This window comes from Chryseobacterium sp. 22543, assembly GCF_052044565.1.
GTDB lineage: Bacteria > Bacteroidota > Bacteroidia > Flavobacteriales > Weeksellaceae > Chryseobacterium.
The window spans coordinates 752,252-765,409 of sequence record NZ_JBQENH010000003.1 but is presented as its reverse complement, the minus strand read 5'-3'; the positions used below and the strand labels follow the sequence as shown (position 1 = coordinate 765,409).

Here is a 13,158-nt window from a genome sequence, read left to right as displayed (position 1 = left end):
ATATGAAAGCAATCATCGCAGAAAAACCGAGTGTAGCAAGAGAAATTGCACAATTGTTAGGAGCTCATGAAAAGAAAGATGGTTATTTATCCGGTAATGGCTATTGTGTCACTTGGGCATTGGGACATTTGATATCATTAGGAATGCCGGAAGATTATGGTATAAGAGGCTTTAACAAAGCCTCTTTGCCTATCTTTCCCAAGCCCTTTATTCTGACTCCCAAAAAACTAAAGAAAACAAAAGGCTATGAGCCTGATCCTTCCGCTTTAAAACAGCTCATCACCATACAACAAGTTATCAGTCAATGCAGCAGTATTATTGTGGCTACAGATGCCGGAAGGGAGGGAGAGCTGATCTTCCGCTATATCTATCACTACATACAATGCAACAAACCCTTTGAAAGACTCTGGATCAGTTCCCTTACTGAAAAGGCAATACACGAGGGTTTTAAAAACCTTCAGCCAGGCGATGCCTTTGACGGTTTGTATCAGGCAGCTAAAGCCAGGAGTGAAGCGGACTGGCTGGTAGGAATCAATGCTACCCAGGCATTAACCATCGCAGGGAACCAAGATGTTTATTCATTAGGCAGAGTACAAACACCAACCCTTGCTTTAATCTGTCAACGATTTCTTCAGCATCAAAACTTTACCAAGCAAAAGTACTTTCAAATCCAGCTGAGCCACAGAAAAGAATATACAGATTTCACCAGCCTTTCATTATTGCAGTGGGAAGAAAAAAAGCAGACAGAACAAATCCAAAAATCCATAGAGCGGGAGGGAAGAGCTGTTGTAGAAGATGTATCTGTTACAACAGTACAGGAGCAATCTCCGTTACTTTTCGATCTCACAGAATTACAGAAAGAAGCCAACAGGAAACTGGGGCTTTCTGCTGATGAGGTTTTACAAACAGCCCAAAGCCTCTATGAGAAACAGTTCATCACTTATCCCAGAACCGGCAGCAAGTATATTCCTGAAGATGTATGGACTGATATTCCTGAGCTGGTCAGAATACTGAATCAGACCGAACCCTTCAAAACAGCCATAACCCATTTAAAATTCGGAAACTTCAACAAGCGGATTGTGAATGATCTAAAAGTTACCGACCATCACGGATTACTCATAACCACCAAAACACCTTCTGCACTTAGCGCTACGGAAAAAGCCATTTACGAGATGATTGCTTACCGCTTATTGGAATCCCTATCCCATACCTGTATAAAACAAGTCACCCAAATCCAGATAAAAGTCCATCATTATGAATTCCAGATCAAGGGCTCAAAAATACTCAACAAGGGCTGGCGTGCCATCAAAGGAATTCTCACTGACAATGAAAATTTCGATAATAAACATGAAGTCCTTACTGAACTTCCGGAATTCAAAACAGGAGATGAACTGAAAATATCAAAAACAGAATTATTGGAAAAAGTAACACAACCACCCAAACTTTATACAGAAGCCGACCTCTTATCAGCGATGGAAAATGCAGGCAGATCTATTGAAAATAAAGAAGAACAGAAAGCGCTATCCAATATCGGCATCGGAACCCCAGCCACCAGAGCTTCCATTATTGAAACCCTGCTCAGCAGAAGCTATATCATTAGGAAAGGTAAAACCCTGCATTCCACCAACAAAGGCTTACAGGTTTACAACCTTGTCAAAGACAAAAAAATAGCCAATGTCCAAATGACCGCAGAATGGGAAATAGCACTGGATAGAATTGAAAAAGGTGAACTCAACAAAGACCAATTCATCAACGATATCCAAGCCTACACAACAGAAATCACCAGCGAACTCTTATCACTTCATATTCCTCAAGAAAACACCCCACAATTAAAATGCCCCAAATGTCAACAGCATCATCTGATCATCAAAGATAAAATTGTAAAATGTCCCGATGAACAGTGTAACTGGATTCTCTTCAGAATTACATGTGGAATACAACTCAGTATTAAAGATCTTACTTTGTTACTAACTCAAAACAAAACATCATTAATTAAGGGCATGAAAACCAAAAACGGTAAAAAGTTTGATGCTTTTATCATTCTAAAAAATGATTTTAGTGCATCATTTGAATTTGAAAAGAAGAATTAATTTCAAGAAAAATAATAATGTAAAGAAGCAGCCAATGAGCTGCTTCTATATTTTATATTTTTATCCAAATTTAACCCCTTTTTCATCTACGGTTTTTACCATTGCCGCATGGTTCATTATTAATTATGAAAGGAGACTTACAGGAGAACTGGGAGCATCGGATTGCTAAATCAATATTGGCTTTACCTCTCTGCGGTAGAACCAATCATTTTTTATAAACTGTCATATAAAATATAACTTTTAATTTCTGATGTAGAAAGCAATGTAAGAGTAAGATAAAAATATTTTATATTCTCTTATAATTTAACCATTTTCTTGACAAGAAGAATAAAAGAGATATTATGAGAACAATTGTAAAGGGCCACAAAAATATCTTCGATAATAGATATAAAATGAAAATACCAGCAAAAGATATAATAGAGAATATTAAGAATAATTTTTCTTTCCCAATAAGCTTTAAAAAATTATAAACAAATAACATTAGAAATCCAAAAAAAGTAAACTGTCCAAAATTATTTTGTAAATAATTGTAATTTAAAGCATTATTATAATCTGGACTTAACCAGATATAGGCGAAAAACATTACGCCGATAAAAGACATAATTAAAATAATAATATCTTTAGATTTTAGTGTTTTCATACATAATATATTTTAGCAACCTGCAGCTTCTAGACAGTCAACAGCTCCCCATCCAGCACCAACAAAGCCTATAACAGCACCTCCCCAAGCTCCGAAGAAACCTCCTGAAGCTCCTCCAACAACTCCACCAATTACAGTAGCTGCGATCATTCTTGGTTTCCATTTGGTTACACAAGCTTGGCAGGCTGGGTTTCTTTTTCCGGCCAAAGCAAGATTTTCTTCAACAATAAAATCAGCTTTTCCGATAACTCTTTCTATAAATTCTTTATTTTCACCGTTATACTTTAATTGAGGATATTTGTCATAGAGAGTTGCTAGTAAATCATTCATTTTATCAAGAGATTCTGATACTTCATCATTTGAATATCCTGTTAATTCTACGAAATACGCTTCTTTTCCACTTTCAAAATTAGCTTGATTAAAGTTCGTTCGGAAACCTTCTTTATTAGGCATATTCTCGAAAAGTGAAAATATGATACTTCCATATTCTATAAAATTCTCGTCTGTAGATAATTGTTTTACTAATTCATCTTCAGTTAATTCATCTGATTTTGCTGCTTGATTATTTGAAATGGTTTTTGATGACACAAGATTATCATCGACATTATTATCATTATTTGAACAAGATGTGAAAAGGGATAAGGACACGATTGTAAGAACAGTTAAAATTTTTTTCATTTTCTTTAGTTTAATTTGTTTGTATATATAATTGTGAATGGTTTGTGATAATACGTAAATAATTACCAAACCTTAAATTATTTACTTTAATGCTCTGGGATTTTCATGATTATTGTTATTTGACGAAAATAAATATTTTATCATATAAATCAAAATTTTATTTATATTTTTTGTTAATACTTAAATATACAAGCTTGAAACGACAAAACTAGTCGTATTAAATTTGAAGTTTCATCAGTCAACTAAGGTCCATTATTGGTCTTTTCTCTGAGGCTGAGCTGCTGTACCTTTTCCAAAGTAAAAATTTTTGTTGTGTTATTTATTAAACTGTAAATTATACACAACGTATCTTTAGTTGAGTACTTTATATAACAGATTATTTAGATGGTTTTCAATATGGTTTTTCAGAGACTACCATTTGACTTTATATATTAAGTAATACAATAATTTAAGCCATGGATAGCAATTTATGCTTTAGTAAAAATATAATACGACGTATTTTGTCGTTTTACAGATATATCTTTGCCTTATTAAAAAAAGTTAATCAATTTCATTTGGGCGAACTTTAAAAGGCTTAATTTTGCAGGCATAAAAAACATAACCATGAACAATAATTATTCTATACAGTTTGTGTATTTCTAATATACACGACTATAAACCACTATTCATTAACGTTAACTACAATATAGCATGAAAAAACTCTACATGGGTGCATTATTCTTATGCACTATTGGGATATTTGCTCAAGAGGTACTCTGGCAGAAAGACATAAAGTCCAATTCACAGGATTTTTTAAGCCAGATTACTACTACCATTGATGGGCAATACCTTATCGTGGGGAGCAGTATCCAAACGGACAAGCTCCAGCAAAACGGCAAACAAAACAATGGTTATGACTTTCACCTGATAAAATTGAATCAGCAGGGAGAACAGGTTTTCGAGAAATATTTATCAGGAAATAATCACGACTATTTATCTTCCACTGTCACTACCCAGGACGGTGGTTTTCTGATTTCTGGGACGTCCTATTCAGAAAAAGGACTTGATAAAAAAGAAGACTCAAAGGGAGGATCAGACATTTGGCTCATTCGGATCAATGAATTTGGTGATGAATTGTGGCAGAAAACATTAGGCACCTCTTCGAATGAAGAAGCGAGAGCAGTTATCCAGACTATCGATCAGGGATTCTTTGTTGCGGGGAATGTACAAAACTCCATTAAAGGTTATGGTTCTAAGGACGTCTGGATTGTAAGACTCAACAAAGATGGGAAAATATTATCTGAACAAACATTGGGAGGACGCGGACTTGATGAAGTTGAAAAGATGATCCCAACGAAAGACGGTGGAGCATTACTGGGAATTTATTCCAGAAGTGAAGCTGTAAGTGGAGATAAGACGGGTAAACAGACAGAAAACTTTGGTGAAGGCGACTACTGGATTGTGAAGCTTGATAAAAATGGCAAAGTTGAATGGGAAAAGAATTTTGGAGGGAAAAATGATGACCATATCAGAACACTAGCATTAACTTCAAATGGTTTTATTGTCGGCGGAGAATCCAGATCAGAAAGGTCAGGCAATAAAACTGTTGGTATTGAAGAAGGCATAGACCTCTGGTTGATTTCTTTAAATGAAAGAGGTGATGAGCAGTGGCAGAAATCCTATAATTTCAAGAATCGTGATATCCTGATGGGGATGAGTGTGATTCATTCAGCGGACGATAAATCATCCAAAGGAATTCTTTTAGGGGGGTATACTCAAGCTGAGGGAAGAATACAAACTGATGATGAAACGTTCTGGATGCTCTATATTGATCAGAACGGTAATGAGCAGTGGAGAAAGCACGTGGGTGGAGAATCAAGGAAAAAGGAGGAAAGGCTTTCAGATCTGAAACTCAACAGAGATGGTTCTATTATTCTGGCAGGAACCAGTGCAGAAGAGCTGGGTAAAGAAAACTGGAAGATTGTAAAATTAGGAGACAAGCAAGTAAGTGAGCTTCTTCCCCAATATGATATCAAGATCTATCCAAACCCTGTATCTGATTATGCTTATATAGAAATTGGCTTTGATTTTAAGGATGCAGATATTTTGTTGTACGATATGAGTGGAAGGCAGCTTCAGAGTCTGAAAACAAAAAATAGAGTGACAAAGATCAATACTCAGGCTTTGGTGCAGGGGGCTTATCTGGTGACGATAAAAACTGATACAAATAAAACGGCGAATGCAAAGCTGATTAAAAAATAAAATATAAATAATGAAAAAGGTATTTGTCATAATATTGTGGCTTTTAAATTTAGCTGACTTAAATGCACAAAATCAAAATAACATTAACCTTCCCACTTCACCTGAAGTGGCAATGTTTAAAAGGTTTGGAGATGTTCCTGTTGGTACATATACAGGAGTAGCACAAACGAATGTTCCTATCTATACAATTCGTGAAGCAGGATTTGAACTACCTATTAATTTGAATTATAATGCGTCCGGTATTAAACTGGATGATCAGGCTACATGGGTAGGATTAGGCTGGAATCTGATGCCCGAGGGCGTAATATATCAAGATGTCAAAGGAAAGGCGGATCAGAATGATGTAAGTTATGCTACCCCAAACGAATATACCCCATTTTATAACAGACTTGAATTATATCCGGGAGGAACAGGACGGTTTAAAGTGGTAAAACAAAAAGGATTTGTTGATTATGATTGGTGTACTATCGGTAACCAGCAAAACCCAGGATGTTTCCCTCCATCATCTCCAAGCGGATCTGATGGAAATACAGTTGTAAATGATATAGTATATAAAAAAAATGCTGAGGTAGATATTTTCAGATTTAATTTCTTTGGACATAGTGGAAGTTTTTTCATTAATCTTCAGACCCGTGAGATTCTTCAGTTGGAGAAAAGTGAAGATATAAAATTTGAAGTTTATAATGATCAGATTATAGCTACTGATGATAATGGGATAAAATATTATTTTGGTCAAAAAGAAATATTTTCCAGCTACAATGGAACGCCTTTATCAGAAGAATTTTCAAGTAGAAGCTATAAAATCAGCAAAATAGTATTTCCAAATACGAAGCAGATCTCTTTTGAGTATCAGGATGCAAATTATAATTTTTATTCTTTTTCCCAACAGAGAAATATCAGAACTTCTGCTTATAGTTTAGGCCCCACTGATATGTGTTATGGAAAAATAAATTATCAGTTTGAACCAGCACAGGCCACATTAAATAATAGTAATGTGAAAATTTTGAAAAAAATTAAAACAGATGAACTTGAAGTAATTTTTAACCTTGGAGATAGACAGGATATTAATCTATACACTTGGAACAATCTTAAGAGACTTGAATCTATTGATTTTATAAATATAAGAAATAACAAAAAATTTAAATCTTTAGATTTTATTTATACCTATTTCCCTTATCAGGATGATTTTCCATCTGCCATTACTGAATTGCAAAACTTTACTCAGATGAAAGATGCATTTGGTAAAAGATTAAAGCTGGATAAAGTTTCTTTTTTTACTTATGATAATATCGGTAACAAGATCAGTAGCAATGAAGAATTTAAATTTGACTATGAGCTTTCCGCTACCTTACCTCCAAAAGTTTCTTTTGCTAAAGATTTCTGGGGATACTACAACGGACACTATAATAATAATTTATTACCTGATTTAAGCTTTTATCTCACTCCCGCAATGGGAGTACCAGTATATTACGAAGGGAATAATAGATATTCTAATAAAGACTTTGTAAGTTCTTATATGCTTAAAAGAATTGAATATCCTACTAAAGGCTATACTGATTATGAATACGAGCTTAATTCCTTTAAGAATCAGTTTATCCCTAGCCATGACCAGATATTCAACCTATCCGAAACAATCCATCTAAATAATAATGGTATTGGGGGATATAGCCCTTTAAACAATATATATGATTTTCCATATGACAAAGGAGGTTCTTTAAACTTTCATGCTGAATTTTCAGGAGGATTTGATGGTGGTCCTACTGGACCACAGTCTAAAAGATATAATTATTATCAGATGACTAATGCTAATGCCAGTATTAAACTGTTAAAAATTAAAAAGAATGCAGATGGCGGGGAAACTGTATTGGAAGTTATTAAAGAATGGAAGTTCGGGGAACTTACTAATAATACTGATTTCAGTCAGAATTATAATTTTCAGATGGATGGGGTATTCAACTTTATCAATTATAATGATCCAACAATTCAAAATAGAGTGGTTTTAAATATTGATAACAGTATGTATCAAGCTGCAGATATTTACCATTCCGCAGGCGTTAAAGTTTCTTTTACTATCGTTAAAAAACCTGATATAGGAAGTGATTTTACTTCTTATGGTCACGGACCCAGAATAAAATCCTTAAAAAATTATTCTGGTCAGGGAACTTTAGCAGAATGGAAACAATATGAATATGAAAGTGGAGTTCTTCAAAATAAAATAAGTCCTTTAAGGCAAATGGATTATTACTGTTTTAATTGCGGACAGGCAACCAACTGTTCAGGTTCTTATTCCTATAACAGTTTTTGGTCTATTACGGACCAGATTTCGTCTGGTGAATATGATGCAGTGGGATATGGTAAAATTACTGAAAGTACAGTGGATGTTAATAACCCGTTAAAAATAAAAGGAAAAACTGAATATCATTATAATAATGTAGAAAATGCTGTAGCAGACTACTTCCCTGTAATTAAAAATCAGCTTAATGGACTTTTACAACAAAAAGTGATCAAAGATGCAAATAATAATCCTATTGAATCTGTCACATATAAATACAAAAATCTAGTACCATTTAATCAATTTTATAGTGTTAGAGCTGAAAAGAAGTTTTTATTGAGTGGAAAAGATCCTATAATAGCCTCAACTGGAGAGTATGACGGTATTGCTAAATATCATTTTTATACTACTCCTATGATGGCAGAATCTCATAAAATTGATTCTATAATGACCCAACGATATTTTGGCAATAAAATTATCGAAAGCAAAGAACATTTCACTTATAATACCCTTGGATCAGTTGAGAAACATGAAGCAATAAATCCTGACCAGACGATAATTACAAGTTATAAATATTCTGAAGGAGGTAATAATCCTTATTTATTTAGTAAAGGAATTACTGGAATTCCACTGGAAACTGAAGTAAAAAAGAATAGCAATATTATTTCCAAAATAAAAACTCAATATCCATTATCCCAAGCTGATGCAGACTTAAAAACGTCAAGCCTTCCAATACCTTATGAAGTGCTTAACAAAAATTTGTACTCTGACGATATGGAAAAAATGGTTGTCTATAATCAATACGATTCCAAAGGAAATTTACAACAATATACTGCAAAAAATGGTGTTTCAACAGTGATCGTTTGGGGTTACAACCAAACCCAGCCCATTGCCAAAATAGAAGGAGCCAAATTAGCTGATATTCAACAGTCCTTAATTGATCCTATTGTGACAGCTTCCAATACAGATGCATCAGCAGCTCCCAACAACGATGAAACAGCCTTCTTATCAGCATTGAATACCTTCAGAGCTAATACTGGATTGTCCGGTTATCAGATTACCACCTACACCTATGATCCATTAGTTGGAGTAAGAAGTATCACGCCACCATCAGGAATTAGTGAGTTTTATATCTATGATCCATCAAACCGATTAAAAGAAATCCGTCAGCAGGAAAAAGACAGCAGTGGAAATATGATTTATAAGACGCTGAAAGAATTCAAATACAATTATAAAAATTAAACACCATCATGAAAAAACTTATAATTCCTGTAGGGATTCTTATAATTGGAACTACCCAGGCACAGCTTACCAATACCGAAAATTATGTTTATTCAAAGACGTATTTATCAGATTCTACGCTCCCCAATGTTAAAAGCTCAGAAACCGTTCAGTATTTTGACGGGTTGGGAAGGCCCAAACAAATTGTTAATGTAAAAGCCTCTCCATTAGGAAAAGATGTAGTTATACCCATTAAATATGATCAGTTTGGAAGACAGGTTCACGATTACCTTCCTGTTCCACAGGGAGGAACTCTCAATGGCGGTATTATTACCGATCCATTATCCAATGTGAGCAGTACCCCTTATGGTTCAGAGAAAATCTATTCAGAGAAGATTATTGAAAATTCACCACTGGACCGTGTTTTAGGACAGAAACAAGTGGGAACTGCCTGGGATAACAAACCTGTACAATTTGGATATGATGCCAATGCCGATGGCGAGGTTAAAAGATATACTGCCACTTTTGATTATAACAATTTTACTTCGCAACTAATTTTATCAGGTTCCTACGGAACAGGGCAGCTGTATAAAAATACGGTAACCGATGAAGACGGAAACACAACTATAGAATTTAAAAACGGACAGGGGCAGGTTATATTGGTCAGAAAAGTAATCAGTGCTACAGAAAGCGCCAATACCTATTATGTTTTCAATGATTATAACCAATTGGCATTTGTGATCCCTCCCAAAGCCTCTTTAGAAGCAGATCCTAATACGGTACTGAATGATTTATGCTATCAGTATAAATATGATGGAAGAAACCGTCTTATAGAAAAGAAGCTTCCTGGTAAGGGCTGGGAATATATGATCTATAACAATGCCGATCAGTTGGTGATGAGCCAGGATGCTCTATTAAGAACAAAAGGACAATGGCTTGTTACCAAATATGACCAGTTTGGAAGAGTAGTGTTTACAGCTATTACCAATAATAATAGTACGAGACAGTCTTTGCAAACTACTATTACAGGAGCTGCTTATACGTTTGAGATAAGAAGCGCTGGCTCTTTTACAGTAAGCGGAATGCCTATTTATTATACCAATAGGGCTCTCCCGGGAAGTCTGGCCCAGGTCTTAAGTGTTAATTATTATGATACTTATCCTGCAGGCTCCTCTGCTGTCACCAATGTGTTTGCCCAGCCTCTTCTTACAGATAACCCGGCTAATGAACAAACTACCAAAGGACTCCTTACCGCTTCCTATATCAAAAATATAGAAGATGATAAATGGACCAGAAATTTTGTCTGGTACGATATCAAAGGAAGAAACATAGGTTCAAGAAGTAACAATCATTTAGGAGGGTATACAGTGGTCAACAATAAACTTGATTTTACAGGAGTTATCCTTCAGACCAATACCTACCATAAAAGGCTTGCTGCAGATCCTGAAAAGGCTGTTGTAGAAAAATTCACCTATGATACTCAGAACAGGCTTCTGACTCACACCCATCAGGTGGGCAGCAACCCTGTTGAATACCTCGCTCAGAATAAGTACAATGAAATTTCCCAACTGGAATCTAAGAAAGTAGGAGGAACGGCTGCTGTATCCCCATTACAGACCGTAGATTACCAATACAATATCCGGGGCTGGATGACAAAGATCAACGATCCTGCCAACTTAGGGAGCGATCTTTTTGGTTATAAGATCAATTATAATCAGATAGAAGGATTGGAAATGCCTAATTCAGATTTTTCTGATTTAAAGATAAAACCAAAATATAACGGAAATATTGCTGAAGTATCATGGAAAACCTTAACAGAAGATAATGAGCCGCTGAAAAGATATGGGTATGTTTATGATGGTTTAAACAGGTTATCAGCAGGGTTCTATCAGAAAACAGGAGCAGAAGCTGCTAAAGAGTATTTTGAAAAGCCGGAATATGATCTTAACGGAAATATTACACGGCTTAAAAGATCCGAAGGTATTCTTCCGGGAAGTACTGTGGCAGTGAGTATCGATAATCTTAAATATGATTATTCCGGAAACAGGCTGATAAAAGTAACCGATGAACAGCAAAATCCTTCTGGTTATCCTTATCTTGCTGTTCCTAATCCGATTGAGTATGATAATGGCAATCTCAGCGGGAATGGAAACATGACCAAACATTTGGATAAAGGGATTTCCTCTATTGAATATAATTATTTAAATTTACCAGATAAGATTACCCAAAACTCAAAATTGACAAGCTATCTTTACAGAGCAGACGGCGTAAAAGTAAAGAAGCTCTTTGGAGATCTGGAGACCCATTATCTGGATGGCTTCCAGTATAAAACTACATTTTTAAGAGAATCCTGGGATGGAGAAGGAACTTTCATTCCTGATCCTAATGAGATTCCAGAATTGAAATTGAGGATCATTCCTACTTCTGAAGGATATTATGATGCTCTTCTCAACAAGTATGTCTATAATTTTACAGATCATCTGGGAAATGTAAGGTTAAGTTATACTGATACAAATGGAGATGGTATTATCCAGCCAAGGAGATATAATACATCAACATGTTCCCCAATATTTGGTTGCCTGGGAGAATGGAAGCCGGGAGAAATTGTAGAAGTAAATGATTTTTATCCTTTTGGATTACTGCATAATTATACAGCTACAACGCAGAATGCTTATCAGTATAAATACAACGGCAAGGAGCTTCAGGAAACTGGAATGTATGATTTTGGTGCCAGAATGTATATGCCTGATATTGGAAGATGGGGAGTGCATGATCCTTTGAGTGAGTTACAGTTTGCTTACAGTCCATATTCATATGTCTATGGAAATCCTATAAGATTTAATGACCCAACAGGAATGATCGGAGAAGAAGATCCACCAAAGAAAGGTTCTACTCCTAATAATCCTATTGAAATTGGAGAGATTATATTGACAAAAAATGTAACTGATTCTAAGCTATCATTTATGGGTATCCAAAGTTTAAGTGCTTATCATGGTTCCCAGGATAGATTAGCTTTTGGTATAAGAAATAGTCAAGCAGCTCTTGCTACTGAAAAATTTGAAAGAAATCTGGCTTTTACTATGGGAACTTTCCTAATGGGTGGAAGTAATCTTGTGGCTTCTGCAGGTTGGGCTACTCTTGATGCAGTGGTTGATTATCAGGATCAGGAAACCCAAGAAGCTGTGGGAGCAATACAATTGGCGGCAGTATTATTTCAGCTAAAAAAAGGAAATATAAGTGGAATAAAAAAATTAGCTGACGATATTGTCGAACAAGGTTTTTCGTTAAATAAGCACGGTGAGCTAACTAATGGAGTATATACAGTGTCGCAAGGAGCTATGAACAGGCATGTTTTTGCTGGTGTTTATGGTAAAAGTCTTTTTTATCGAACAGTTGACGCTAATGTTGCTGTTTTAAAAGCAGCCCAATATGCTGATGAAGCAGGTTTGTGGATTGGAAATAAAGCAAAGGTTACAGTTACTAATACAAATATTGGTGTATTAGCAAATGGAAAACATACAAATGTTATTAATGTTTATAGAAAACCTAATGGTACCATTCATGGTTCTCCAGGATCAATGAGATAATTATTATGGAAAATATTACCGAGAAAATTAAAAATGTTTTATTACATGATGGAAATTGGAAGTTTTCTGATTTTTATCTTAATGTTGAATTATTAAAAAATACTGATATTCAAATCTCTTTTTGGGAAGATGAAGAGAATTGGGCAACTTTATTAAGCAATAATATAATTATAGGTTATCTATGGAAAGAATACCCTCTTTTAATTATTGAGAAAAACTATGAAAATATTGTCCGCTTAAATAAAAATCAATTTCCATTTTTGTGTACAATTATTGTTGAAAATTTGGATGACAAGAATTTAAAACTAGATTATAATATTTTGAAAAATCAATTATTAGATTGGGAAATTAATTATAATATTTTTTCAGCAAATGACTTATGGTTCAATACAAACAGTATTTGATTACCTCGGATGATACGAGCGTCTC

Annotated in this window: 6 protein-coding genes; 5 read left to right on the top strand and 1 reads right to left on the bottom strand. The window is 34.9% G+C overall.

From position 1 onward, the window contains the following. Positions 1–2: 2 nt before the first annotated feature. Positions 3–2,090 carry a DNA topoisomerase 3 gene (locus ACTJIP_RS14305; protein WP_440704752.1) on the top strand — a complete coding sequence of 696 codons (2,088 nt, stop codon included), beginning with the start codon at positions 3–5 and terminating at the stop codon, positions 2,088–2,090. A 652-nt stretch (positions 2,091–2,742) separates the two neighbouring features. On the opposite strand, the gene ACTJIP_RS14300 is transcribed toward ACTJIP_RS14305, so the two are convergent. Then, positions 2,743–3,408 carry a hypothetical protein gene (locus tag ACTJIP_RS14300; protein WP_149831900.1) on the bottom strand — a complete coding sequence of 222 codons (666 nt, stop codon included), beginning with the start codon at positions 3,406–3,408 and terminating at the stop codon, positions 2,743–2,745. Positions 3,409–4,098: 690 nt separating this feature from the next. Between ACTJIP_RS14300 and ACTJIP_RS14295 the strand changes: the two genes are divergently transcribed. Genes ACTJIP_RS14295 through ACTJIP_RS14280 form a run of 4 tightly spaced genes read left to right on the top strand, consistent with a single transcriptional unit; the run spans position 4,099 to position 13,133 of the window. After that, on the top strand, positions 4,099–5,649 hold the full coding sequence (locus ACTJIP_RS14295) for a T9SS type A sorting domain-containing protein (protein ID WP_440704751.1): 1,551 nt from the start codon (positions 4,099–4,101) through the stop codon (positions 5,647–5,649). Positions 5,650–5,659: 10 nt separating this feature from the next. After that, on the top strand, positions 5,660–9,163 hold the full coding sequence (locus tag ACTJIP_RS14290) for a hypothetical protein (protein WP_440704750.1): 3,504 nt from the start codon (positions 5,660–5,662) through the stop codon (positions 9,161–9,163). An 8-nt stretch (positions 9,164–9,171) separates the two neighbouring features. Beyond that, positions 9,172–12,729 carry a DUF6443 domain-containing protein gene (locus tag ACTJIP_RS14285; RefSeq protein ID WP_440704749.1) on the top strand — a complete coding sequence of 1,186 codons (3,558 nt, stop codon included), beginning with the start codon at positions 9,172–9,174 and terminating at the stop codon, positions 12,727–12,729. A 5-nt stretch (positions 12,730–12,734) separates the two neighbouring features. Further along, a complete protein-coding gene (locus tag ACTJIP_RS14280) occupies positions 12,735–13,133 on the top strand; it encodes a hypothetical protein (protein ID WP_219072619.1) in 399 nt (132 codons plus the stop codon). Positions 13,134–13,158 lie beyond the last annotated feature (25 nt).